The 25,052-nt window shown below is 65.3% G+C and carries 25 protein-coding genes, 1 other RNA gene, 1 pseudogene and 1 riboswitch; of the genes and pseudogenes, 23 read left to right on the forward strand and 4 right to left on the reverse strand.

The window, feature by feature from the left end:
- Positions 1-181: 181 nt before the first annotated feature.
- Entirely contained in the window at positions 182-931 is a 750-nt protein-coding gene (locus H3H36_RS13045) for an SDR family NAD(P)-dependent oxidoreductase (RefSeq protein ID WP_182218203.1), read from the reverse strand.
- Between the two features lie 152 nt (positions 932-1,083).
- Positions 1,084-1,220, forward strand: a riboswitch (ZMP/ZTP riboswitch).
- Positions 1,221-1,320: 100 nt separating this feature from the next.
- On the opposite strand from H3H36_RS13045, the gene glyA reads away from it, so the two are divergent.
- The 10 genes from glyA to H3H36_RS13095 all read left to right on the forward strand — a co-directional run bounded on the left by glyA (position 1,321) and on the right by H3H36_RS13095 (position 10,551).
- Positions 1,321-2,568, forward strand: a complete 1,248-nt coding sequence (gene glyA / locus H3H36_RS13050) for a serine hydroxymethyltransferase (RefSeq protein ID WP_182218205.1) — start codon at positions 1,321-1,323, stop codon at positions 2,566-2,568.
- 75 nt (positions 2,569-2,643) lie between these two features.
- A complete protein-coding gene (nrdR, locus tag H3H36_RS13055; protein ID WP_182218207.1) occupies positions 2,644-3,114 on the forward strand; it encodes a transcriptional regulator NrdR in 471 nt (156 codons plus the stop codon).
- Between the two features lie 143 nt (positions 3,115-3,257).
- Entirely contained in the window at positions 3,258-3,827 is a 570-nt protein-coding gene (gene pilV / locus H3H36_RS13060) for a type IV pilus modification protein PilV (RefSeq protein ID WP_229219895.1), read from the forward strand.
- Positions 3,824-4,783, forward strand: a complete 960-nt coding sequence (locus H3H36_RS13065) for a PilW family protein (protein ID WP_182218209.1) — start codon at positions 3,824-3,826, stop codon at positions 4,781-4,783. The genes pilV and H3H36_RS13065 overlap by 4 nt, the downstream gene beginning before the upstream one ends.
- Complete coding sequence (locus H3H36_RS13070; protein ID WP_182218211.1) at positions 4,783-5,472, forward strand: pilus assembly PilX family protein; 690 nt, start codon at positions 4,783-4,785, stop codon at positions 5,470-5,472. The genes H3H36_RS13065 and H3H36_RS13070 overlap by 1 nt, the downstream gene beginning before the upstream one ends.
- Before the next feature lie 15 nt (positions 5,473-5,487).
- Positions 5,488-7,689 (forward strand): pilus assembly protein, encoded by a 2,202-nt coding sequence (locus tag H3H36_RS13075; RefSeq protein WP_229219896.1) that lies wholly within the window; start codon positions 5,488-5,490, stop codon positions 7,687-7,689.
- Positions 7,690-7,724: 35 nt separating this feature from the next.
- Positions 7,725-8,177 (forward strand): type IV pilin protein, encoded by a 453-nt coding sequence (locus H3H36_RS13080; RefSeq protein WP_311196632.1) that lies wholly within the window; start codon positions 7,725-7,727, stop codon positions 8,175-8,177.
- Positions 8,174-8,785 carry a GspH/FimT family pseudopilin gene (locus H3H36_RS13085; RefSeq protein ID WP_182218214.1) on the forward strand — a complete coding sequence of 204 codons (612 nt, stop codon included), beginning with the start codon at positions 8,174-8,176 and terminating at the stop codon, positions 8,783-8,785. The genes H3H36_RS13080 and H3H36_RS13085 overlap by 4 nt, the downstream gene beginning before the upstream one ends.
- A 32-nt stretch (positions 8,786-8,817) precedes the next feature.
- Positions 8,818-9,915, forward strand: coding sequence for a bifunctional diaminohydroxyphosphoribosylaminopyrimidine deaminase/5-amino-6-(5-phosphoribosylamino)uracil reductase RibD (gene ribD, locus H3H36_RS13090; protein ID WP_182218217.1), 1,098 nt, complete (start codon positions 8,818-8,820; stop codon positions 9,913-9,915).
- Between the two features lie 12 nt (positions 9,916-9,927).
- On the forward strand, positions 9,928-10,551 hold the full coding sequence (locus tag H3H36_RS13095; protein WP_182218219.1) for a riboflavin synthase: 624 nt from the start codon (positions 9,928-9,930) through the stop codon (positions 10,549-10,551).
- Between the two features lie 90 nt (positions 10,552-10,641).
- On the opposite strand, the gene H3H36_RS13100 is transcribed toward H3H36_RS13095, so the two are convergent.
- Positions 10,642-10,836: a ribbon-helix-helix protein gene (locus H3H36_RS13100; RefSeq protein WP_182160189.1), complete on the reverse strand. Its 195-nt coding sequence runs from the start codon at positions 10,834-10,836 to the stop codon at positions 10,642-10,644.
- Positions 10,837-11,086: 250 nt separating this feature from the next.
- On the opposite strand from H3H36_RS13100, the pseudogene H3H36_RS13105 reads away from it, so the two are divergent.
- Positions 11,087-11,836, forward strand: a pseudogene (locus H3H36_RS13105) (YoaK family protein); the annotation flags it as partial.
- A gap of 109 nt (positions 11,837-11,945) precedes the next feature.
- A complete protein-coding gene (locus H3H36_RS13110; protein ID WP_182218224.1) occupies positions 11,946-12,704 on the forward strand; it encodes a fused MFS/spermidine synthase in 759 nt (252 codons plus the stop codon).
- 16 nt (positions 12,705-12,720) lie between these two features.
- Here H3H36_RS13110 and H3H36_RS13115 read toward each other — a convergent pair whose 3' ends face one another.
- A complete protein-coding gene (locus H3H36_RS13115) occupies positions 12,721-13,584 on the reverse strand; it encodes a fused MFS/spermidine synthase (RefSeq protein ID WP_182218226.1) in 864 nt (287 codons plus the stop codon).
- 112 nt (positions 13,585-13,696) lie between these two features.
- Between H3H36_RS13115 and H3H36_RS13120 the strand changes: the two genes are divergently transcribed.
- The 4 genes from H3H36_RS13120 to nusB all read left to right on the forward strand — a co-directional run bounded on the left by H3H36_RS13120 (position 13,697) and on the right by nusB (position 16,383).
- The gene (locus H3H36_RS13120; protein ID WP_182218228.1) at positions 13,697-14,050 is read left to right on the forward strand and encodes a YkgJ family cysteine cluster protein; all 354 of its coding nucleotides are present in this window, start codon (positions 13,697-13,699) and stop codon (positions 14,048-14,050) included.
- Between the two features lie 139 nt (positions 14,051-14,189).
- Complete coding sequence (ribBA, locus tag H3H36_RS13125) at positions 14,190-15,302, forward strand: bifunctional 3,4-dihydroxy-2-butanone-4-phosphate synthase/GTP cyclohydrolase II (protein WP_182218230.1); 1,113 nt, start codon at positions 14,190-14,192, stop codon at positions 15,300-15,302.
- Positions 15,303-15,345: 43 nt separating this feature from the next.
- Positions 15,346-15,834 (forward strand): 6,7-dimethyl-8-ribityllumazine synthase, encoded by a 489-nt coding sequence (gene ribH / locus H3H36_RS13130; protein WP_182218231.1) that lies wholly within the window; start codon positions 15,346-15,348, stop codon positions 15,832-15,834.
- A gap of 78 nt (positions 15,835-15,912) precedes the next feature.
- Positions 15,913-16,383: a transcription antitermination factor NusB gene (gene nusB / locus H3H36_RS13135; RefSeq protein ID WP_182218232.1), complete on the forward strand. Its 471-nt coding sequence runs from the start codon at positions 15,913-15,915 to the stop codon at positions 16,381-16,383.
- Between the two features lie 223 nt (positions 16,384-16,606).
- On the opposite strand, the gene H3H36_RS13140 is transcribed toward nusB, so the two are convergent.
- On the reverse strand, positions 16,607-17,506 hold the full coding sequence (locus H3H36_RS13140; RefSeq protein WP_182218233.1) for a lytic transglycosylase domain-containing protein: 900 nt from the start codon (positions 17,504-17,506) through the stop codon (positions 16,607-16,609).
- A gap of 472 nt (positions 17,507-17,978) precedes the next feature.
- On the opposite strand from H3H36_RS13140, the gene ubiD reads away from it, so the two are divergent.
- From ubiD to H3H36_RS13175, 7 genes are all read left to right on the forward strand, one after another.
- Entirely contained in the window at positions 17,979-19,463 is a 1,485-nt protein-coding gene (ubiD, locus tag H3H36_RS13145) for a 4-hydroxy-3-polyprenylbenzoate decarboxylase (RefSeq protein WP_182218235.1), read from the forward strand.
- 59 nt (positions 19,464-19,522) lie between these two features.
- Positions 19,523-19,621: signal recognition particle sRNA small type (gene ffs, locus H3H36_RS13150), an RNA gene on the forward strand.
- A gap of 202 nt (positions 19,622-19,823) precedes the next feature.
- Positions 19,824-22,514: a DNA polymerase III subunit gamma/tau gene (gene dnaX, locus H3H36_RS13155; RefSeq protein ID WP_182218238.1), complete on the forward strand. Its 2,691-nt coding sequence runs from the start codon at positions 19,824-19,826 to the stop codon at positions 22,512-22,514.
- Between the two features lie 38 nt (positions 22,515-22,552).
- Positions 22,553-22,879, forward strand: a complete 327-nt coding sequence (locus H3H36_RS13160) for a YbaB/EbfC family nucleoid-associated protein (protein WP_182160170.1) — start codon at positions 22,553-22,555, stop codon at positions 22,877-22,879.
- A 15-nt stretch (positions 22,880-22,894) separates the two neighbouring features.
- A complete protein-coding gene (locus H3H36_RS13165; protein ID WP_182218241.1) occupies positions 22,895-23,185 on the forward strand; it encodes a YciI family protein in 291 nt (96 codons plus the stop codon).
- 15 nt (positions 23,186-23,200) lie between these two features.
- On the forward strand, positions 23,201-23,791 hold the full coding sequence (gene recR / locus H3H36_RS13170) for a recombination mediator RecR (protein WP_182218244.1): 591 nt from the start codon (positions 23,201-23,203) through the stop codon (positions 23,789-23,791).
- Between the two features lie 23 nt (positions 23,792-23,814).
- Positions 23,815-25,038 (forward strand): CaiB/BaiF CoA transferase family protein, encoded by a 1,224-nt coding sequence (locus tag H3H36_RS13175; RefSeq protein WP_182218246.1) that lies wholly within the window; start codon positions 23,815-23,817, stop codon positions 25,036-25,038.
- The last annotated feature ends 14 nt before the right edge of the window (positions 25,039-25,052 follow it).

Here is a 25,052-nt window from a genome sequence, read left to right on the forward strand (position 1 = left end):
TTTTCGTGGAATCGCTGTCCATTTTGTCGTTTCTGCTATCCCGCCGCGCAAGGTTGCGCCGTCAGCAGTTAAGCTGACGGCGGGCAAAATGCCAAGCTTTGTAACAACCGCTTACGTTTATGGCCGCATTTGGCAACTTTTGTAGGTAGTTTACTTAAATTAGCTAAGTAAATACCGCGTTTCAGACATTGCGCTTGATGGCGAACGGCCCGAAGCCCTGGCAGGTCGGCATGATTTCGATGTTGTTGATATTCACATGCGGCGGCAGGGTGGCGATCCAGTAAGCCGTGTTGGCGATGTCGTCCGCCGTCAGCGGCACCGTGCCTTCGTAGACCTTGGCGGCGGCCGCGTCGTCGCCTTTCATGCGCACGTTGGAGAACTCGGTGCCACCGCACAGGCCGGGCGCCAGGTTGGTGGCGCGCACGCCGGTGCCGACCAGGTCGGCGCGCAGGTTGAGCGTGAACTGTTCCACGAAGGCCTTGGTGGCGCCGTACACGTTGCCGCCCGGATAAGGGTAGGAACCGGCCGTGGAGCCGATGTTGATCACGGTGCCGGTGCCGCGCGCCACCATGGACGGCAGGATGGCGCGCGTCATGGCCACCAGGCCGGCGCAGTTGGTGGCGATCATGGTGTTCCAGTCGGCCAGCGACGATTCGTGGGCCGGCGTGGTGCCCAGCGCCAGGCCGGCGTTGTTGATCAGCACGTCGATCGGCTGCCAGTCGGCTGGCAGGGCGGCCAGCGCCGCATCGATGGACGCCTGGTCCGTCACATCCAGTTCGACGGGCAGGGCGGCCGCGCCCAGTTCGCCGGCCAGCGCCTGCAAACGTTCGACCCGGCGGCCGCTGATGATGACGCGGTGGCCGTGGCCAGCGAAGGTGCGGGCCATGGCGGCGCCAAAGCCGGCCGTTGCGCCCGTGATGAATACGATCATGTTCTGTCCTTGTGGGTGGAAGGGGAGTGGCCAAAATTGTAGCCGAAATGCCCGTCCTGCCAGCTTAGCACCGGAAAATGACAGCTTGATTGCAATTTAGATAACATTTATCTTGCCCAATTCCTGCCTTTAACTTACAATTTGCCTTCCATTACGTCTCACGTAACTGGCGAAAAGCTGCGATGATCCCCAGGCCGGTGCACCCGGCAGGCGGGTTGGTCCGTTGGCGAAAGGTGGGCATCCACCGGGGAACGTGAGATTTCAATAGCCGTTCGCCTGGGCAGCCCACCGATGGTAATTGCACGAAGAGGCTGCCTTTCCGCTATCGGCTTCCCTCATTCGATCCAACCTGCCAGAAACAAGTTACTCATACCGATTGGAGTTTTTACATGTTCGCAAAAGATCACACCCTCGCCAACGTAGACCCTGAGCTGTTCGGCGCCATCCAGAACGAAAACCGCCGCCAGCACGACCACATCGAGCTGATCGCTTCTGAAAACTACACCTCGCCAGCCGTGATGCAAGCACAAGGCTCGCAGCTGACCAACAAGTACGCCGAAGGCTACCCAGGCAAGCGCTACTACGGCGGCTGCGAATACGTGGACGTGGTCGAGCAACTGGCCATCGACCGCGTCAAGCAACTGTTCGGCGCCGAAGCGGCCAACGTGCAGCCTAACTCCGGTTCGCAAGCCAACCAGGGCGTGTTCTTCGCCGTGCTCAAACCGGGCGACACCATCATGGGCATGTCGCTGGCCGAAGGCGGCCACCTGACCCACGGCATGCCACTGAACATGTCGGGCAAATGGTTCAACGTCGTGTCCTACGGCCTGACCGCCGCTGAAGACATCGACTACGACGCCATGGAAGCGCTGGCCAAGGAACACAAGCCCAAGCTGATCATCGCCGGCGCCTCGGCGTTCTCGAAAAAGATCGACTTCGAACGTTTCGCCGCCGTGGCCAAGGCCGTGGGCGCGTACTTCATGGTCGACATGGCCCACTACGCCGGCCTGATCGCCGCCGGCCTGTACCCGAACCCCGTGCCGCACGCCGACTTCGTCACCTCGACCACGCACAAATCGCTGCGCGGCCCACGCGGCGGCATCATCCTGATGAAGGCTGAACACGAGAAGATCATCAACTCGGCCATCTTCCCTGGCATCCAGGGCGGCCCGCTGATGCACGTGATCGCCGGCAAGGCCGTCGCCTTCAAGGAAGCGCTCTCGCCCGAGTTCAAGACCTACCAGCAGCAAGTGGTGAAGAACGCCGACGTGATGGCCAAGACCCTGATCGCCCGCGGCCTGCGCATCGTTTCCGGCGGCACCGAGTCGCACGTGATGCTGGTGGACCTGCGCGCCAAGAACCTGACCGGCAAGGAAGCGGAAGCCATCCTCGGTTCGGCTCACATTACCACCAACAAGAACGGCATCCCGAACGATCCGCAAAAGCCATTCGTGACGTCCGGTATCCGTCTGGGCAGCCCGGCCATGACCACCCGCGGCTTCAAGGAAGCGGAAGCGGAAAAGGTCGCGCACCTGATCGCCGACGTGCTGGACAACCCGCATGACGCCGCCACCATCGAGCGCGTGAAGGCCGAAGTGAAGGTGCTGGCCGACGCGTTCCCGGTGTACGCTGCCTGATCGGTGTAGTATCAACAGGACGCTGGCTTGGGCTGGCGTCCTGTCACAACAATCGCAAGCGAAACCGTCGCCCACATGAAATGTCCATTCTGTCAGCATGAAGAGACTCAGGTCCTCGATACCCGCGTATCGGAGGAGGGCGACGCCATACGCCGGCGCCGGCGTTGCGCCAAATGTGATAAACGGTTTACCACGTATGAGCGCATCGAACTGGTGATGCCGTTCGTGGTCAAGAAGAACGGCAGCCGCACGGAATACTCGGCCGCCAAGCTGCGCGACAGCCTGATGCTGGCCTTGCGCAAGCGCCCCGTCGCTGCGGCGGCCGTGGATACGGCGGTGCAGTCGATCGAGGAAAAGCTGCTCACCAGCGGACAGCGCGAAGTCGATACCGGCTACATCGGCGAACTGGTGATGCAGGAGCTCAAGCGGCTCGACAAGGTCGCCTACATTCGTTTCGCCTCCGTCTACAAGAACTTCGAAGACCTGGAAGAATTCCAGGACGCCATTGCCGAAGTGGGACAGGAACGCAAGCCCCGCAAGGGCTGATTTCCATTTCCATTCTCGCTCTCTTTCCTGCCGTCAGCGCGCTTTGGCGCACGGTTGACACATCTCATGCATTGAAGCGCGTGCGCTGCTAACTTCATCCTCAGCCGCCAACGTTGGGCGGCCCGGGAGGACGGAGGTGCGGCATGCGATGGATGAAATCACGCGGCTTTACCATGCTGGAAATCATGGTGGCCTTGCTGGTGCTGGCGCTGGGCATCATTTGCGGCACGGCGATGCAATTGGCGGCGCTGCGCACGCGCCATCAATCCGCGCTGCTCACGCAATCGCTGCACCTGGCCAATAGTTTGGCCGAGCGCATGCGCGCCAACAGCATCACGCCACCGCTGCCGGACGCGGCCAATCCCTATTTGACCTTCCACTACGACGCGCTGGCCGAACCATCGCCCGTGCCGCCGTCGCCACTGTGTTACGCGCTGGACGCCCATTGCGACCGCAGCCAGCTGGCCCAGTTCGACCTGTACGACATCAAGCAGCAAGTGCGCACCAGCTTGCCGGCCGGGCGTGTGTTGGTGTGCCGCGATGCCGGCCTGTGGCAGGGTGGCCGCTTGCGCTGGAGTTGCACGGGCGGCGCGGGGGCGCCGCTGGTGGTCAAGGTGGGCTGGCGTGGCAAGCGTCCAGACGGCACGCCCGCGCGCGACGCGGACGGCGAGTTCGTGCCCGGCGTGGCTGTCGCGGTGGGAGCGCTGCCATGAAGCCACGCGTGCGGCGGCAGGATGGTGTGGCGCTGGCCGAGGTCATGGTGTCGATGGCGCTGGGCATGCTGGTGGTGCTGCTGGCCTGCGCCATGCTCGTGCTGGCCAATGCCGCCTACCGCATGCACAGCGAGAACGTGTGGCTCAATGACGGCGGCCGCTATGCGCTCGACATCATCGGCCAGGCCGTGCGCCAGAGCGCCTACGTGAACTGGGATGGCGAATTGGCGCCGGCCGCCTACGATCCCGCGTCCAGCGCGGCGATCGGAGGACTCGACGCGCACAGCCTCGCGCGTGCCAGCGATGGCATCGCGCATCCGCTGGCGCCCGTGGCCAATGGCAGCGATGTGTTGATGTTGCGCTTTGACGGATCGGGTGGGACCGCCAACGGTGACGGTTCCGCCGTCAACTGCGCTGGCTTTGGCGTGGCGGACAGTCACGCCGTCAATGAACGCGGCTGGAGCATTTTCTATGTCGCCAACGATGCCGAGGGCGAACCTGAATTGCGCTGCAAGTACCGCAGCGCCAGCGGCTGGGGCGCCGACGCCATCGTGCGTGGCGTCGACAGCTTCCAGGTGTTGTATGGCGTCGATCTCGACACCCCGCCCGATGGTGTGCCCGACACTTACCTGAATGCCAGCGCCGTCAATGCGCTCGATGCCAGTCTGGTGCTGGCGGGCGCCACGCCGGACGAGCGCCAGCGTGACCTGCACCGCAAGACGTATTGGAAGCGGGTGCGTGCCGTCAAGGTCGCGCTGTTGTTGCGCGGCGATGTGCATACCCGGCCCGATGGTGCGCCGGCCGTCTACGACTTGTTCGGCGCGGCCTATGCGGACGCCCATGCGGGCGACGATCCCGGCGTGCGCGTGGCCGAGCAAACCATGGCGCCGGCCTTGCGGCGGCGGGCGCGGCGGCTGTTTGTGGCGCTGTTCCAGTTGCGTAACCGGAGCGTGTGATGAAGCGATGGGCCGGTGCGCGCGCGGGACGGCAACGCGGCGTCACGCTGTTGGTGACGATGTTGATCCTGGTCGCCGTCATGCTGGTTGGCGCATCGGCGGCCCGTTTGGCACTGCAGGGCGAACAGGCTGCGCGGGCGGGGCGGGACAGGCAGGTGGCGTTTCAGGCGGCGGAGGATGCGCTTATGGACGGAGAACGCGATGTGGCCGGAACAGCGTCCGGCGCGGCGGGGCATGGTGCTGGCACTGGCGATGCGGCGGACGCCGGTATCCCAGGCGCGAGTGGTGCAGGCGCGGATGCTTGGCGTGCGCGCAGTGCGCTGTTCGGTCTCGATAGTGGGCTGGGATTTATCGATGGCTGCGGAACGGGGCCGGTCAACCTTGGCCTGTGCGCGCGCGCGGGAGGCGAGGGCGCCGCGGCGTGGCAGGCGGTGGACCTGAGCGGCGCGGAAGATGGCGGCAGTCACACGGTGCAGTATGGCGACTATAGCGGCGCCTCCATGCAGACCGGCAGCGGCTACTTGCCGTTCCGCCGTCCCCGTTACTTGATCGAGCGCGTGCCCTGCCACCAGCCCGGCGACGAAGTAGGGGCATCCGGCGGCCATTGTTACCGCGTGACAGCGATCGGTTTCGGCGCCCGGCCGGAAACGGAAGTGGTGCTGCAATCGGTTTATCGCAGGGCCGACTGAGACGAGGGCGAACAAATGGCCATTGCTGCCCTGACGTTGCCGCGCGCGTTGTGGATGGTGCCGCTGATCGCCTGCCCGTGGATGGTCGCCCGCGCCACGCCACCGGCGCTGGACATCGCCAGCGAACCGCTACTGGCCGGATGCGTCGCCGCTGATGGCGGCCCGGCCGTGCGTGGCGCGCCGCTGGTGTTGCCCGCCGGCGCCGTTGCCAGCGCCGATGCGGCCAGCGCCACCGTGTTCCAGGCCATCTACAGCCGCGCCGACTGGAGCGGATACCTTGAGCGCTATGCCGTGCAGGCAAATGACGCCAGTACCTTGATGCCGGCCACACCTTCCTGGGATGCCGGCGCCATTCTCACCGGCGCGGCCGGGCGCCCGCCCCGGCCCACGCCAACGGCGCGCAAGCTCTACACGGCCATCGTGCAGCCCGATGGCACGCTGACCACGGTGCCGTTCGTCTGGGATGCCATCAGCAGCGCTCAGCGGGCCATGCTTGACCGGGCGCCATCGACGAGCGCGCGCAGCCGGCCGGACGGCATGGGGCCGCAACGGCTGGATTATTTGCGCGGCGAACGCGGGCTGGAAGGCACGGTGTTCCGGCGCCGCGGCAGCGTGTTGGGCGACGCCGTCAACAGTTCGCCCGTTTATGTCGGCGTCGCGTCGGCCGTGGAGCGGGGCGCGGCGTATGCGGACTTCTACGCGCGCAGCAAGCTGCGCCGGCCCGCAGTCTACCTGGGCGCCAACGACGGCATGCTGCATGCGTTCGATGCGGCCGATGGCAGCGAATTGTTCGCCTACGTGCCGAACGCCTTGTTCGCTACACTGGGCCGCCTGACCAGTCCTGCCTACGTCCACACGGCCTATGTCGATGGTCCGGCCAGCGCGGGCGAGGCGGAGGCGGGCGGCACGTGGAGGACCGTGCTGGTGTCGGCCATGGGCGGCGGCGCGCAAGGCGTGTTTGCGCTCGACGTGACCGATCCGCTGCACTTCGACGCATCCGGCGCGCTGTGGGAATTCACGGACCGCGACGATCCCTTGATGGGCAACGTGACCACCCGTCCACAGGTCGCGCGCGTGCGCACGCGGGGCAGCGGCGCGGCGGCCGTCTTCCGTGATGTGGCGGTCGTCGCCAGCGGCTTGAACAATTACGCGGCCGATGGCCACGCCAGCGCCAGCGGCAACGGCGCCCTGTTCCTGCTGGCGCTCGATAAGCCGCCATCGCAGCCGTGGCGGCTCAACGATAACTACTATCGCTTCGTCACGCCGATCGCCGATGCGGCCCGCGCCAACGGCTTGAGCGCGCCCGCGCTGGCCGTGGATGCGGACGGTGTCCTGCGTTACGCCTACGCTGGCGACCTGCAGGGCAACCTGTGGCGCTTCGACCTGACCGGCAATGCGCCCTGGCCGGGGGCGGTGGGGCCGGGCCCGGCGACGACGCCGCTGTTCGTCGCGCGCGACGTCAGCGGTGTTCGGCAAGCGATCGCGCAACAACCGCGGCTGGTGTACGCGACGGGCGGTGGCTACCTGATCCTGTTCGGTACAGGACGCATGTTGGAAGCGGCCGACCGGCTGCCCGCGCATGGCGCGCCGCAATCGTATTACGCCATCCTCGATACGCTGGCCGATCCGCCGCAACTGGTGGCGGGGCGCGCTGAACTGACGCCGCGCACGCTCAGCGGCGCTGACGATGCGATGGCCTTGACGCTGTTGGGCGCCGATCTGCCCGCCAACAGCAAGGGCTGGTACATCGATTTTCTGCACAGTGATGTCACGGGCGAGCGCAGCCTGGACAGCGGGGTACTGGCCAATGGCAAGCTGGTGTTCAACACCGTGTTGCCGGGCCGGACGCCGTGCGATGCGACGCGCAGCCGCAGCTATGCCCTCGACGTCTTGACCGGCTTGCCGTCCATGTTGATGGCCTCGGCCGCCAGCGTTGGCGATCCCCACGCGACTGCCCGTCTCGCGCCGGACTATGCGGCGCGCCCGGTGGCGCTGCGCTTGCCGGCGCTGGCGGCGGCAAGCGGAACTGGCCCCGCGCCCGCCACCCCGCCGACCGGGGCCAGCGCCACCCAGAACGTCGCCATCGCGATGTTCAGCGCCGTCGGCGGCGCACCTGTGCGTTCCGCCGGTGCGATCACGGTGGCGGCGCCGTCCGGTCGCCTGAGCTGGCGCGAGGTGGTGAACTGGCGCGAGCTGCACGCGGCGGCGCGGCGCTAGCGCGATCGGGGCAATGGCACAAACGGAAGGAGGCAATGATGGAACGTATCGGTGGTTTCAGCCTGGTGGAAGCGTTGGTCACGCTGGTCATCTTCGTCGTGCTGGCGGCGCAAGCCTATCCCAGCCTGCAACGCTACGTGATCCGCGTGCGGCGCAATGAAGGCGAGGCGGCGCTGATGCGGCTGATGCAGCAGCAGGAGCGCTACTACTCGCAGTACAACAGCTACATCGCCTTCTCGTCCAGCAGTACTGACCCGGAAGCGATGCTGTTTCGCTGGTGGAGCGGCAACAGCGCCCGCACCAGCGCCTATGAAGTGGAAGGCAAAGCCTGCGAAGGCGAGCTGATCAGCCAATGCGTGCGACTGGTCGCCCGGCCGGGCACCGGCATGGTCGATGTCAACTTCCGCGACGACGATTGCCAGGAACTCACGCTGACCAGCACCGGCCTGCGGCTGGCCTCCGGGCCGGGCGCCCACTGCTGGCCATGAGCGGTGAGTACGGCGAACGCGCCGGGCTGTGTCGTGGCACGGCGCGCCGGCCCGGTCGCGGGCTACGCGCGTTCAGCCTCGTCGAAGCGCTGGTCGTGCTGGCGCTGGCCGGCGTGCTGGCTGGTACAGCCGCGCCGGGATTGCGGCAGTTGCTGCAGGCGGCGCGCCTGCGCGCGGCCGTCAACGACCTGTGCAGCGCGATCGACCTGACCCGTTCCCAGGCTATCGCTCGTGGCCGCATCGTCACGCTGGCGCCGCTGGAGCCGGGCGGTGTGGACTGGCGGCGCGGCTGGGTCGTGTTCATCGACGCCAATGGCAATGCGCGTCCCGATGGCGGCGAGTCCGTGCTGTACCGGCAGGAAGCCCTATCGGACGACATCATGATCCGGTCGGCGTTCTCATCCGGTGCGGTCCCGCTCTACCTTGCTTATAATGCTGCTGGACGCAGTTGCAGCGCCGGCAATAGCCTGGTCGCGCACTGGGGCACGCTGTCGTTGCTGCAAGGCCGGCAGGCGCGCCACATCAAGATCAACATGCTGGGCCGGATGCGCGTATGCGATCCGCTGGTGCAACCGGTGGGCTGCACGGCGGCGGCCGAGTCGGACTAGGTCGCTGGCGCTGCGCCGGCGCCGGGAAGAATATGGAAATACGCAACGACCTCGACGGCATGACACTGGCCCTGGAATGGGCCGCCAAGGGCTTGTACACCACCTCGCCCAATCCGCGCATCGGTTGCGTGATCGTGCGCGATGGCCACGCGATCGGCGCGGGTGTGACGCAGGCGGCAGGATTCGACCATGCCGAAATCCAGGCCCTCAAGGATGCCCAGGCGCGCGGGCACGACGTGCGCGGCGCCACCGCCTACGTGACGCTGGAGCCGTGCAACCACCACGGCCGCACGCCGCCGTGTTCGGACGCACTGGTGCGCGCCGGCCTGGGCCGCGTGGTGGCGGCCATGGAAGATCCGAATCCGCTGGTGGCGGGGCAGGGCCTGGCCAAGCTGGCGGCGGCCGGTATTACCGTCTCGTCCGGCGTGTTGGCCGATGCGGCCCATGAAATGAACATCGGTTTCTTCTCGCGCATGCGGCGCGGCCTGCCGTGGGTGCGCATGAAGTCGGCCGCCAGCCTGGATGGCATGACGGCCCTGCACAACGGCCAGAGCCAATGGATCACGGGGCCGGAGGCGCGCGCCGACGGCCACGCGTGGCGCGCGCGCGCGTGCGCCATCCTGACCGGCATCGGCACGGTCAAGGCCGACGATCCCCAGCTTAACGTGCGGGCCGTGCAGACGCCACGCCAGCCGCGCCGCATCGTCGTCGATAGCAAGCTCGATATCGATCCCAAGGCCCGCGTGCTGGAAGGCGGCGGCACCTGGATCGTGGCCGCCGTGTCCGATCCGGAGAAGGAGGCGGCATTGCGCGCGGCCGGCGCCGAAATCATCGTGCTGCCCAACGCGGCCGGCAAGGTCGACTTGCCCGAACTGATGCGCGAGCTGGGCCGGCGCCAGATCAACGAGTTGCACGTGGAGGCCGGCGGCAAGCTCAACGGCTCTCTGATCCGCGCAGGCTGCGTGGACGAATTGCTGGTCTACCTGGCGCCCGTCCTGCTGGGCGATGCGCAAGGCATGTTCGCCTTGCCGGCGTTGACGGACCTGTCGCACAAGCACACGCTCAAATTTCACGAGGTTAAGCAAATCGGCGCCGATTTGCGTATCCTTGCCAGATTCAACCCACTTTAAGATTGGTATCGCATGTTTACTGGAATCGTCGCCGCCATTGGCAAAATTGAATCCGTACAGCCGCTCGCTGGCGGCCTGGAAGCGGGCGTGCGCCTGCACGTCAACGCGGGAGGCTTGCCGTTGGCCGACGTGGCCCTGGGCGACTCGATCGCCATCAACGGCGCCTGCATGACGGTGGTGGAAAAGACCAATGACAGCTTCGTGGTCGACGTGTCGCGCGAAAGCCTGAACTGCACCGTGGGCCTGGATACGACCACGGAAGTGAACCTGGAAAAGGCGCTCACGCTGGCCGAACGGCTGGGCGGTCATTTGGTGTCGGGCCACGTCGATGGCCTGGGCGTGGTGCGCAAGTTCGAAGCCGTGGGCGAATCGTGGGAACTGGTGATCGAAGCGCCGCACGAGCTGGCCAAGTACCTGGCGTTCAAAGGTTCGATCGTCGTCAACGGCGTATCGCTGACGGTCAACCGCGTGACCGACATCGGCAGCGGTGAGCAGCTGGTGTGCCAGTTCTCGATCAACCTGATCCCGCACACGATCGCCATGACCACGCTCAAGCACCTGAAGCCGGGTGCCAAGGTCAACCTGGAAGTCGACCTGATCGCGCGCTACGTCGAGCGCATGCTGTCGCTCAAATAAACGAAAACAGTACGGCGAAGAAAAATCGGGGACGTACTCCGGTTTTCCCATGCGGGAAAACCGGAGTACGTCCCCGATTTTTCTTTGCGTCTAGTCGTCGCTGACGAGGGCGCCCTTGATCTTGCTTTTGGTGGCGTAGGACACGCCATGCTTGTCCAGGTAGCCGCGGATCAGCTGGCGCACCACTTGCGATGGCGTCAGGTCTTGCGCCGCGCATAATTCTTCAAACGCTTTCTTCTTCACTGGATCGATCAATATCGTCAGGCGGGCGGATTTGGTTTCCATGGCGCGGAGGTGGGCGAGTCAAAACTGGCATTGTAATCCAATTGTAATGGCAGCCTGCTCTTGAAATGAAGGGATCTGCCCGCATTACTTGGGTTAGATGTTAATATCATGTGCATACAGTGTGCGTGTTTTTGAGGTGTGGATGCCACACCCGGCGATTTTCCCGGCAATTTGGCCTCAGATGACGTATGTTGTTCCTGTTGGGTTACCAGCTGCGGCCTGGCCGACAGCGCAACGTTGACGATCGATTATGGCCATCCTGTTCCTCCGCCGGCTGTCCGGCCGCAAGCGCACCACCGAGGCGAACCAGCTGCTCGGGCTGGTGTTGAGTTTTGTCGCGGGGGCCACCAACGCGGGCGGCTTTCTCGCCGTGCGCCGCTACACGTCTCACATGACGGGCGTGGTGTCGTCGATGGCGGACGATCTGGCGATGGGCAATGTGACGCTGGCCCTGTCGGGACTGGGCGCCATCATCTCCTTCCTGTCCGGCGCGGCCAGCTCCGCTATTTTGATCAACTGGGCACGGCGTCAGCATCTGCACAGCGAATACGCGCTGTCGCTGCTGCTGGAGGCGGCCTTGTTGCTGTGCTTCGGTTTGCTGGGCGCCAACCTGTCCTTGCGCATGGGGCTGTTCGTGCCCGTCACCGTCATGCTGCTGTGCTACATCATGGGGCTGCAGAACGCCATCATCACCAAAATTTCCAAGTCCGAGATCCGTACCACCCACGTCACCGGCCTGGTGACGGACCTGGGCATCGAGCTGGGCAAGCTGGTGTACTGGAACATGGAGCATGACCACGCGGCCCAGCCCAAGGTGATGGCCAACCGCGACCGGCTCAAGCTGCTCATCGCGCTGCTGAGCATGTTCTTCGTGGGCGGGGTGGTGGGGGCGCTGGGCTTCAAGCACATCGGTTTCGCTTCCACTGTGCCGCTGTCGGCGCTGTTGCTGGCGCTGGCCATCATCCCCGTGATGGACGATGTGGTGGTGCGCTGGCGGCGCTTCCGCAAACATGCCTAACAACGGCAAAGTGGCGTGCAATAGGGTGATTTCATTATAATGCCGTTGTAATTTGATTTGACAACCGCATCGCCCGCCCGTGCCGCCTTCCATGTCCGAACCCGCCGTCCCGCCGCGCCGCAAGCCCATCGTCCTGACCGATGGCGATACCCGCACACTGCTGTTTGGCGACGGTGCCATCCAGAGCAAGATGCTGCTGTCGCGCCCGCAGGCGCTGACGCTGGCCTACACCCGCGCCATGATGTGCTTCCTGCTGTTCGTGCCGCGCCCGCGCCGCATCCTCATGGTGGGGCTGGGCGGCGGATCGCTGGCCAAGTTCTGCCACCGCTATCTGTCCGATGCCGACGTGACAGTGGTCGAGCTCGATCCGGAAGTGATCGCCGTGCGCGAGCAGTTCGCGGTGCCGCCGGACGGCCCGCGGTTTCGCGTCATCCATGCGGACGCGGTGGATGTGATCGGCAGGCATGAGGCGGCATTCGATGTGCTGATCGTGGACGGCTACGACGTCAGCGGCATGCCGCCGGCGCTGGGCAGCGCCGCGTTCTACGCAAACTGCCTGCGGGCCTTGCGGCCGGGCGGGGTGCTGGTGGCCAACCTGCATGCGAACGACCGCGATTTTCCCGGCGTGCTGCGCCGGCTGCGCACCGCGTTCGATGGCCGCGTGTGTGGCTTCCGGGGTATGTCGTATGGCAACCGGGTCAAGTTCGCCGTCAAGGCGCCGGCGCCATCGTGGATGCCGGGACGGGCGGTGCTGGTGCGCCAGCTGGTGGCGGCCACGCGCGGCCTGAGTGCGCCGCTGAACCGGCTGCTGGCGCACGCCGTGGTGGCCTGGGCTGGCCGGCGCGGCTGACGGGGTAGCCTGGCGGTCAGCCGGCGGCGTTCTCGCCCATGTAGGCGGCGTACATATCGTTGCCGGCGATGGCCTCGAAGTCGGCCTGGCTGCGGCCGGCCGAGGTGGACAGGTTCTGCGCCAGTTGGCACAAGCCCAGTTCGCCATGGCGCAATTCCTGGCGCACGGCGCGCTGGGCCAGCGTGGACTGGAACGCGTCGGCATCGAATTCCTTGCACGAGAACACGATGCGGTTCAGGCAATACTGGGCATGGCACCACCATAACTGCGCGTCGAACACGCTGTGCAGCCGCTGCATGGCCGGCAGCAAGTCCAGGTCCTCGCCCCACAGGTTGGACACCAGCACGCCACCGGGCGCGAGCGCCTTGCGGCATTGCCGGTAGAACGGCGTGCTGCTGAGCGGGGCGGGCAGGCCGTCCGGGCCATAGCCGTCGTGCACGATGATGTCCACCGGCTCGCGCAGTGCGGCCAGATAGTCGACGGCGTCGGCCAGCACCACCTGGAAGCGCGCATCGTTATCGGGCACGTGGAAACGGCCGCGCAGGGCAATAATGGCCGGGTCCAGTTCCACCACGGTGATGCGGCTGTCCGGTAAATGCCGGTAGCAATATTTGGCCAGCGAACCGCCGCCCAGGCCTATCATGAGGATGTGGCGCGGCTGCGGCTGGAACAGCAGGAAGCCCATCATGGCGCGCGTGTAGCTCAGTAGCAGCTCGTCGGGCTGGGAGATCCGCATGGCGCTCTGGATGAAGCGTTCGTCGAAGTGCAGCGTGCGCATGTCGCCATAATCGAAGGTGAACGGCAAGCCGCCACTGTCCGCGATCACGTCTTCGAAGCGGGGTGGGAGGGTGATTTCGTCGTCGCGCTGTGGATTTTGCATGGCTGGGATACTTCTGTGGGCCGCCGCGATCGGCGTCTGGGTAGCATTTTACATGCTTTTTATGATGTTCCTATTATCATTGGATGATAATGTTTTTTGATTGCCGCCAACCATGAGCGACCGCGTCTACCAGTTGCGTTTCCTGCGCCGCCGCATTCCGGCCTTCGAATGCGTGCCGGGCTGCCATGACTGCTGCGGCCCCGTCACCGCGTCCAGCGAGGAAATGGCGCGCCTGCCGGAGCGCAGTGCGGGAGAACGCGAGCGGGCGCTGGCCGACTGGAGTTGTCCGCACTTGCAGCCGTCCGGCTGCGGCGCCTATGCCGAGCGGCCGCTGATCTGCCGCCTGTTTGGTACGACGCCCAGCCTGCCTTGTCCGCACGGGCGGCGGCCGCAGGCGATGGTGGCGCCCGCCGTCGAGGCGCAAGTGCACGCGTTTTTGCGCCAGACCCGGCAAGTGCTGGTGTGATCGCCGAAAAATGCGGCCCGAAAAGCGCGAAATGCCGGGGTGTAGCCGGATAAAAGCCAGCTTTGGCGGGTGGGCGGGGCCAAAATCCTTTAAAATAGCAGGTTAAGAAAAGTTCTTGCTCAGCTACTAAGGATTAAAAATGTCAATTTCCAGCACCGAAGAAATCGTCGCCGAACTGCGCGCTGGCCGCATGGTGATACTGGTGGATGAAGAAGACCGCGAAAACGAGGGCGACCTGGTGCTCGCCGCCGATTTCGTCACCCCGGAAGCGATCAACTTCATGGTCAAGCATGCGCGCGGCCTGGTCTGCCTGACCTTGACCGAGGAACGCTGCGACCAGCTGAACCTGTCGATGATGTCGACCCGCAATGGCACGGCCTTCGGCACCAACTTCACCGTCTCGATCGAAGCGGCTGAAGGCGTGACGACCGGCATTTCCGCCGCTGACCGCGCCAAGACCATCCAGGTGGCGGTGGCCAAGGGTACCCAGCCGACCGACATCGTGCAGCCGGGCCACATCTTCCCGCTGAAGGCGCAAAAGGGTGGCGTGCTGATGCGCGCCGGCCATACGGAAGCCGGTTGCGACCTGACGGCCATGGCCGGCCTGACCCCGGCCTCCGTGATCTGCGAGATCATGAAGGACGACGGCACCATGGCGCGCCTGCCGGACTTGCTGGAATTTGCCAAGGAACACGGGCTGAAGATCGGCACCATCGCCGACCTGATCCATTACCGCAGCCAGAACGAAAGCCTGGTCGAGCGCGTCGCCGAGCGTCCGCTGCACACGGCCCATGGCAGCTTCCGCATGATCGCCTTCCGCGACAAGCCGAGCGGCTCGGCCCACCTGGCGCTGGTGCATGGCGAAATGGGCCCTGGCAAGGAAGCGCTGGTGCGCGTGCACCAGCCCGTGTCCATCCTGGACTTGCTGGAATCGGAAGCGACCACCCACTCGTGGAACATCCCGTCCTCGCTGGCCGCCATCAAGGCCGCCGACCGCGGCGTGATCGTGCTGCTGAACTGCGAGGAAACGGCCGACCAGTTGTTCGCCCAGTTCGCCGCGCTGGACCAGCCGGAAGCCAAGCCGAAAGGCCGCGCCGCCAGCATGGACCTGCGCAGCTACGGTATCGGCGCGCAGATCCTGCGTGAGCTCGGCGTGTGCAAGATGCAACTGCTGGCCAGCCCGCGCAAGATGCCGTCGATGACAGGCTTCAACCTGGAAGTGACGGGCTACATGACCAAGCCGCAGCAATAACACCTTAGAAAACACATCACCCCCCATCAAGAAGAGGTATGCCATGACCGTAGGTAGCTACGAAACCAATATGTCCGGCGACGGTTTGCGCGTCGGTATCGTCCAGGCCCGTTTCAACGAGGACGTGTGCCACGGCCTGCTGTCGGCCTGCCTAGCCGAGCTCAAGCACCTGGGCGTCGCTGATGAAGACGTGCTGCACGTGACCGTGCCGGGCGCGCTGGAAATCCCGCTGATCCTGCAAAAGATGGCCGAATCGCAGCAGTTCGACGCCCTGATCGCGCTGGGCGCCGTGATCCGTGGCGAGACGTACCACTTCGAGCTGGTGTCGAACGAATCGGGCGCCGGCATCACCCGCATCGGCCTGGACTATGGCATCCCCATCGCCAATGCCGTGCTGACCACCGAGAACGACGAGCAGGCCGAAGTGCGCATGGCCGTCAAGGGCGCCGACGCGGCCCGCGTGGCCGTCGAGATGGCCAACCTGACCATCGCGCTGGAAGAACTGAACCAGGACGGCGACGACGAAGAGTAAGAACGGCATGCCGCGCCGGCCACAAGCGGGCGCGGCGGCCGCATTTGTAGTGTAGGAAATGAGAACAGGTAGGAAACCATGACAGAGAAAACTTTGCACGCCAACCCCAGCAAGAATCGTACGCCGCGCCACCGCGCGCGCGAGTTTGCGTTGCAGGGTTTGTATCAGTGGCTGCTGAACAATGAAGACGCGACCACCGTGGTCAACAACATCCGTGGTGCACACGGCTTCGACAAGGCCGACGGCGACCATTTCAGCGCATTGCTGTACGGCGCGATCAAGGATTCCGTGGCGCTGCGCGAAACGTTCGCACCGCTGGTCGACCGAGGCATCGCCGAGCTGTCGCCCGTGGAGCACGCCGTGCTGCTGATCGGCGCGTTCGAGCTGAAGAACAACCTGGAAATCCCGTACCGCGTCGTGATCAACGAAGCGGTGGAACTGACCAAATCGTTTGGCGGCATCGATGGCCACAAATACGTGAATGGCGTGCTGGACAAGCTGGCCGCCAGGATCCGTCCTGACGAAGTGGCTGCCGACAAGAAGCGCTAAGCGGCACGGGCCAGTCCTGTCAGTAACAAAGCCACCCCAGGGCGACCTGTGGTGGCTTTTTTCATGCGCCACCGCTAAATTGCGGGACGGAAAAATCGGGGACGGACCCCGGTTTTCGCAAAGCGAAAACCGGGGTCCGTCCCCGATTTTTCCGTCCCGCAATTTTTCCATAAAAAAAGCCACCTGGACGGTGGCTTCGGATGCGGCGGGGCAGGGCGGGTGCTTACAGGCCGGCGATTTGCGTGTCGGCCTTGCCGATCTTGTCGTTGCTGGCCACGGCCGGGTCTTTCTGGGCCACGGGCGCGGTGGCCAGCATCGGCGGCGTGGTGGTCGGCACTTTCTTGCCGGCCGAAACCTGCTTGAGGCGGTTGTATTCGGCCAGTACGCGCGAACCGTAGCCATCGTCCGTCTCGAACGCGGCCGCGCCCACGTAGGTCTTCAGGCCCGCTTCCACCGAGCCGCCACGGGTCACGTAATCCTTCAGGATCAGCGAGCCGACGCGGATATTGGCCACCGGGTTCAGCGCCGCTTGCACGCCGCCCATTTCCTGGAACTTGTCATGGTGCACTTTCGACATCACCTGCATCAGGCCTTGCGCGCCGACCGGGCTTTCCGCGAACGGGTTCAGGCCCGATTCGATGGCCATCACGGCCAGGATCAGCAGCGGGTCCAGCTTGATTTCACGGGCCGTCAGGTAAGCCGTCGAGACCAGCATGTTGGCCGCGTCGCCGGCCACGCGGTAGCGCTTGGACAGCCAGGACGTCACCCATTGTTGTTGCTTCTTCGTGCCCAGCAGGGCCTTTTCCTCGGCCGTCAGCGGCGCGTTGTTGACCACGGGTGCGGCGGGCGGTGCTTCCATCAGTTCGGACAGCGGTGGGGCAGTCACGGCGGGCGCTTCGGCGGCCGGTTCTTGCAGGAAAGTCTGGCTCAGTTGCTTGGCCAGTTCGGGACGTGCGAACAATGCAGCGATGACCACCAGGGCCGAGATACCCAATACCGTCAAGGTGTGTTGTGCCGTCGTGAGCACGGCACGGGCCGATACGCGCGTCGTGGCGAACCACGCGGCTGGCTGGCTGGCCAGTTGTCGGGCAAGCTTCGCTGCCGCAGTAATACGATTAGTCATAGAATTCCCCTGAAATGTCCGTAACGAGCGCTCCCCCGCCGCGCTGAACGCAGCCATGGAATCGCTAATGCCGTGCATCAGAAATAGCCTCGTCCGCCGCCGCTGGGAGCGCGCGTTGGACGTCGTCATTGCTTGCTTGAGCTGATCTTTCCCTGTGGTATTCAATCAGTGGCAATACAACTTTTTTCGGGGGTAAGGCAGACGCCTTTTGAAAACACTCCTTAAAATGTCATGTGGAGCCCCGACTCCGTGAATGAATGAGTGACAACTTATTTGGGCCTTGGGCCCGCGTCCTCATCAAGTAGGGCAAATTGTAGAAGCCGTTTTATATCAAGTCAATACTAACGAATTTGTCTTTTATAACTTATAAATCTTACTTTTTTGCTTGCATTACGCGGAAAACCAATAAAATCAACCACTTGTCCTGGATTTTTGAGCAATGTGGTTCACAGTCAAAAAAAATTAAAAACTCATGAAATATTCCGATTTGCGAGATTTTATTTCTCAGCTTCAACAATTAGGCGAACTTAGGCCTGTTTCCGTACCTGTTTCGCCGATGTTGGAGATGACGGAGGTGTGCGACCGTACTTTGCGGGCCGGCGGACCGGCCTTGCTGTTCCAGAATCCGACCGGCCACCGCATGCCGGTGCTCGGTAATCTGTTCGGCACCACGCGCCGGGTGGCGCTGGGCATGGGCGCGGAAGACATCAGCGAATTGCGCAAGATCGGCCACGTGCTGGCGCGCCTGAAGGAGCCGGAACCGCCGCGCGATTTCAAGGATCTGCTGGGCCTGGGCTCGCTGGTCAAGGCCGTATGGGATATGTCGCCCAAGGAACTGCGAGGCGCGCCCTGCCAGGAGATCGTGTGGGAGGGCGCCGACGTGGACCTGGGCCGCCTGCCGATCCAGCATTGCTGGCCCGGCGACGTGGCGCCGCTCATCACGTGGGGGCTGGTGATCACCAAGGGGCCGAACAAGAAGCGCCAGAACCTGGGTATTTATCGCCAGCAGGTGCTGGGGCCGAACAAGGTCATCATGCGCTGGCTGGCGCACCGGGGCGGGGCGCTGGACTTTCGCGAGCACGCAATCCAGAGCAAGGGCAAGCCGTATCCCGTGTGTGTGGCGCTGGGGGCGGACCCGGCCACCATCCTGGGCGCCGTCACGCCCGTGCCCGACAGCCTGTCCGAATACCAGTTCGCCGGCCTGCTGCGCGGCAGCCGCACGGAGCTGGTCAAGGCCATCGGCAGCGAGCTGCGCGTGCCGGCATCGGCCGAGATCGTGCTTGAAGGCCATATCTACCCGGATGAAAACCATCCGTCCGGCTACGAGCATGCGCTGGAAGGACCGTATGGCGACCATACCGGCTATTACAATGAGCAGGATTCCTTCCCCGTGTTTACGATCGACCGCATCACGATGCGCCGCGATCCGATCTACCACTCGACCTACACGGGCAAGCCGCCCGATGAGCCGGCCGTGCTGGGCCTGGCGTTGAACGAAGTGTTCGTGCCGCTGCTGCAAAAGCAGTTCACGGAGATCACGGACTTTTATTTGCCGCCCGAAGGCTGCAGCTACCGCATGGCCGTGGTGCAGATCCGCAAGCAGTACGCTGGCCACGCCAAGCGGGTGATGTTCGGGGTCTGGAGTTTCCTGCGCCAGTTCATGTATACCAAGTTCATTGTGGTGGTGGACGAGGATGTCAATATCCGCGACTGGAAGGAAGTGATCTGGGCCATCACGACCCGCGTCGATCCCACGCGAGACACGACGCTGGTCGACAACACGCCCATCGATTACCTGGACTTCGCCTCGCCCGTGAGTGGCCTGGGCAGCAAGATGGGCATCGACGCCACCAACAAGTGGCCGGGTGAAACCAGCCGCGAGTGGGGCACCACCATCACCATGACGCCGGAAGTGAAGGCGCGCGTGGACGGTATCTGGCAGCAGCTGGGGCTGTAGGCGGGGGCGGGAAAAGCATCCCTTCCCATGATGGCGCCGGCTCGGTTATAATGGCGCCGGGCGGGCCCCTGCGCATTGTGGCATGGCTAACCTGGTCAGGTCGGGAACGAAGCAGCCACGGCCGTTCACCATAAGTGCCGCAGATCAGGCTCGCCTCCTTCATTCTCGAAAAAAGCTGCTTCGGCGGCTTTTTTTGTTTCCGGCGCTTGCTTTCATGGTCCGGGCCGTCCGCGTTAGCCAAGCCGATAGCGGCTTGCTACAATTGCCCCTTTGGCGCGCCCGCAGACGCGGCGCATGGTCCCCGCGTGCAGGCGGCGCGGGAGCGACCCGCAGCCCAGCTATCTACGGTAAAATTCCAGCATGTCCTATCAAGTCCTCGCCCGTAAATACCGTCCCCGGAACTTCGAAACGCTCGTCGGCCAGGAGCACGTCGTGCGCGCGCTCACGCACGCGCTGCACAGTGGCCGCCTGCACCATGCGTATCTGTTCACCGGCACCCGCGGTGTGGGCAAGACCACGCTGTCGCGTATCCTGGCCAAGTCGCTCAACTGCATCGGCCCGGACGGCAATGGCGGCATCACCGCCACCCCGTGCGGCGTGTGCGAGGCGTGCACGGCGATCGACGCCGGCCGCTTCGTCGACTATATAGAGATGGACGCCGCGTCCAACCGCGGCGTCGACGAAATGGCGCAGTTGCTGGAGCAGGCCGTGTACGCGCCCACCAACGCCCGCTTCAAGGTCTACATGATCGACGAAGTGCACATGCTGACCAACCACGCCTTCAATTCCATGCTGAAGACGCTGGAGGAACCGCCTGAGCACGTCAAGTTCATCCTGGCCACGACGGACCCGCAAAAGATACCCGTGACGGTGCTGTCGCGCTGTCTGCAGTTCAACCTCAAGCAGATGCCGCCCGGCCATATCGTCAGCCACCTGGACAACATCCTGGGGCAGGAAGGCGTCAAGTTCGAGCAGGCCGCCTTGCGCCTGCTGGCGCAGGGCGCCCACGGCTCCATGCGCGATGCACTGTCGCTGACGGACCAGGCCATCGCCTACGCGGCCGGCGAAGTGACGCTCGATGCCGTGCAAGGCATGCTGGGCGCGCTGGATCAATCGTACCTGGTGCGCCTGCTCGATGCGCTGGCCAACCGGGACGGCGCCGACCTGCTGGCCGTGGCCGACGAGATGGCCACCCGCAGCCTGTCCTACAACGGCGCCTTGCAGGATCTGGGCACCTTGCTGCACCGGATCGCGCTGGCGCAGACGGTGCCGGCGGCGCTGCCGTCGGACTTGCCCGAGTATGCCGACATCATCCGCCTGGCCGCCGCCTTCGACGCGGAGGAAGTGCAGCTGTTCTACCAGATCGCCGTCCATGGCCGCAACGAGCTGGGCCTGGCGCCCGATGAATACGCAGGCTTCTCGATGACGCTGCTGCGCATGCTGGCCTTTCGGCCCGGCGTAGGGGGCGCCGAAGGTGTGCCCGCCGCCGCGCCGGCCGCGGTTGCTGCGATCTCTCGTCCGGCCGCCGTGGCCGCCGCGCGGGCCGCCGCCGCACCTGCCGCGCGCGCAGCCGCGCAGGTCAACGCCAGCCATGCCAGTGTGACGCCGCCCGCCGTGGTGGCTGGCGCGGCCGCCGCCATGGCGCGCGCCGACGCCGCCGCGCCGACGGCGCAATCGTCCGCCCCGGCGCAGCAATTCGCCGCACAGGCCGCACCGTCGTTCAGCGCGCCGCCAGCCGCGCCTGCGCCCGCGCAACCGGCCGATCATCCAGTCCCTGCCGCGCGCGCGGAGCAGGGCGCAGGCGATGCTGCCGCGTGGCCGGCGGCGCCGGCCGCGACGCCGCCCGCCGCACCGATGATGCCGCAGGCGGCCGCCGTGCCACCGGCCGCCGCGCCAGCACCAGCAGCGCCGGCTGCGTCGGGCGGGCCTGTCAGCCCGGCCCGTGCCGCCATTAACGCGGCGCTGGAAGCGGCGCGCGCCGCCTCCAAGGCGGCCACCGGCGGCAGCCGTCCGTTGCCGCCAGCCAGCACGCCAGCTGCGACGGCGGCCGCGCCGGCGGCGATGGCGACACCCGCGCCAGCGGCCGCAGCGCCGTCCGCTTCCGCACAAGCGTCCGCAGCGTCCGCGCCCGCCGCAGCTGCGGCACCATCGGCGTTCGCGCCGGCAGCGCAGGCAGGCTATGGCGCCGCGCCCGCACCATCTTCCCCGGCTGCGCCTTCCGCTTCCGCGATGGCGATGCCACCCCAATCGGCCATGTCGTCTGCTAGTACCCCAGCAGCCGCGCGCGGCCCGGCGCCGTGGGAAGACATGCCGCCGGCGATGGCCGGCGATGCCAACACGGCCGTATTGGAAGCGCCCGTGCGCCAGGTCGCGCCGCAGCAAGCCGCGCCGCGTCCGCAAGTTACGCAGCCAGCGCCGCAATCGTACGCGCCACCCGCGACTAAGCAGGCCGATCCAGAGGACGACCTGCCACCCTGGGTGACGGAGTTTTCCGACGACACGGCCGTGGCCATGAGCGCGCCCGCCGACGCCGGCGCGCAAGGCGGTCATGGCGCCCAGCCGCCAGCGGCGCCCGCCAGCCGGCCCGCGCCACCGCCGGCCAAGGCGCCTTACGCCTACGTGATCACGCCGGTGCCCGAACTGGACTGGGACGGCAACTGGCCGGCCGTGGCCGCCGCCTTGCCGCTGCGCGGCGTGGCCCAGCAACTGGCCATGCAGGCCGAACTGATCAGCTGCACCATCGATGGCAATGCCGCCGTGTTCAAGCTGAAAGTGCCGATCGAAACGTGGCGCACGCCCGGCAATGTGGAGAAGCTGACCCTGGCGCTCAATGAGCGCTTCGGCCGCGCCGTGCGCGTGGACACGGAACTGGGCCCGGCCTGGTACACGGCCAGCGCGGAAGCGCAGGCCTTCCGCGAGGCGTGCCAGCGCGCCGCCGAGGAAACGGTGGCCAACGATCCCTTTGTAAACAGCATGATTCGCGAGTTCGGCGCCTTCGTGGTGCCCGGCTCCATCGTGCCGCCGCCGCCAACGGCGCCGGCGGCGAACTGAATTCAACTCACATCCCTTAATTGACGGAGTATCCCACCATGATGAAGAACCAACTGGCCGGCCTGATGAAGCAGGCGCAAGCAATGCAGGACAACATGAAGAAGGCCCAGGAACAACTGGCCCTGATCGAAGTGGAAGGCCAGTCTGGCGCCGGCCTGGTGAAGGTTGTGATGACCTGCAAGAACGATGTGAAGCGCGTCTCGATCGACCCGTCGCTGCTGGCCGACGACAAGGACATGCTGGAAGACCTGGTGGCCGCCGCCTTCAACGACGCCGTGCGCAAGGCCGAGGCCACCTCCGCCGAAAAAATGGGCGGCCTGACGGCGGGCATGAACCTGCCGGCCGGCTTCAAGATGCCTTTCTAAGCAATACCGACTGCCATGTTCATCATCACGCTCACGTATTTGAAACCGGCCGAACAGGTCGATGCGCTGCTTGGCGCGCACCGGGAATTTTTGCGCGAGCAGTACGATAACGGCACCTTCCTCATGTCGGGCCGCATGGTGCCGCGCACCGGCGGCGTGATCCTGGCCACGGCCGACAGCCGCGCCGACATCGAGGCCGTGATCGAACTCGATCCGTTCAACGAGGCCGGCATCGCCAGTTACCAGATCACCGAATTCATCCCCACCATGACGGCCGATGCCCTGAGCGCGTTCCGCCAGGCGTGAGCGCATGTCCAAGTCATGTCCAAGTCGCTTGAATTCCTGACGGAAGCGTTGCGCCGCCTGCCCGGCGTCGGCCCCAAGTCGGCCCAGCGCATGGCCTTCCATCTGCTGCAGCACGACCGCGAGGGGGCCGACATGCTGTCGCGCGCCTTGCACCAGGCCGTGGAGTCCGTGCACCACTGCGCGCTGTGCAACACCTTCACCGAGGAGGAGGTGTGCGATACCTGCGCCGACGAGCAGCGCGACCGCCGCCTGCTCTGCGTGGTGGAAACCCCGGCCGACCAGCTGATGATAGAACAGACGCTGACCTACAAGGGCCTGTATTTCGTGCTGATGGGGCGGCTCTCGCCGCTGGACGGCATCGGTCCCAAGGACATACACCTGGAAAAGCTGCTGGCGCGCGCCAGCGACGGGGTGGTCAACGAAGTGGTGCTGGCCACCAATTTCACCAATGAAGGCGAGGCGACCGCGCACTACATCAGCGAAATGCTGAAGGCGCGCGGCCTCAAAGTGAGCCGGCTGGCGCGTGGCGTGCCCGTCGGCGGCGAACTGGAGTATGTCGACGCGGGCACCATCGCGCGCGCCATGCTGGACCGCCGCAGTACCTGATCCCACCACTTTCCCACCATCTCATGACGACATCCGCAGCTAATCTGGCCGGGCCGCTGGCCGGCATCAAAGTCCTGGAACTGGGCACCCTGATCGCGGGGCCGTTCTGCGCCCGCATGCTGGCCGAGTTCGGCGCCGAGGTGATCAAGATCGAAGCGCCCGAAGGCGGCGATCCGATCCGCCAGTGGCGCGTGCTCAAGGACGGCACCTCGCTGTGGTGGTCGGTGCAGGCGCGCAACAAGAAGAGCGTCACCCTCAACATGAAGGATGAGCGCGGCCGCGCCATCGCGCGCCAGCTGGCGCTGGAAGCCGACATCATCATCGAGAACTACCGGCCTGGCGTGCTGGAGAAATGGGATCTGGGCTACGAGCAGCTCAAGGCCGTCAACCCGGCCACCATCATGGTGCGCCTGTCCGGCTTCGGCCAGACTGGCCCGATGAAAGACCTGCCCGGCTTTGGCGCCGTGGGCGAATCGATGGGCGGGCTGCGTTATGTGTCCGGCTTCCCGGACCGCCCGCCGCTGCGGGTGGGCATTTCGATCGGCGATTCCGTGGCCGCCCTGCATGGCGTGATCGGCGCCATGATGGCGCTGCGCCATCGCGACGCCACGGGCGGGCGCGAACGCGGCGAGGGCCAGATGGTGGACGTGGCCCTGTACGAATCCGTGTTCAACCTGATGGAATCGCTGGTGCCCGAATATGACCAGGCTGGCGTGATCCGCGAGCGCACGGGTGGCGCGCTGCCGGGCATCGTGCCATCGAACACCTACACCACGCGCGATGGCGACAACATCGTCATCGCCGGCAATGGCGATGCCATCTTCAAACGATTGATGCTGGCCATCGGCCGCATCGACCTGGCGGGCGACCCGCAACTGGCCCGCAACGATGGCCGCGTGCCGCGCACGGCCGAGATCGACCAGGCGATCCAGTCCTGGTGCGACACCCAGGACATCGATAGCGCGCTGGCCGTGCTGAAGGCGGCCGATGTCCCGTCCAGCAAGATTTACTCGGTGCGCGACATGATGAGCGACCCGCAATTCCTCGCGCGCGAGATGTTCGAGCAGCACCATTTCCCGGACGGCACGCCCGTCAAGCTGCCGGCCATCTCGCCCAAGCTGTCGGCCACGCCGGGCCACACCAAGTGGATGGGGCCGGCGCTCGGCCAGCACAATGACGAAGTGCTGGCTGCGCTCGGCTACAGCGAGCAGGACATCGCCGCGTTGCGGCAGGACAAGGTGCTGTAAGCGGCACAGCGCCC

The sequence above is a fragment of the Rugamonas fusca genome (genome assembly GCF_014042365.1).
Taxonomy (GTDB): Bacteria; Pseudomonadota; Gammaproteobacteria; order Burkholderiales; family Burkholderiaceae_D; genus Rugamonas; species Rugamonas fusca.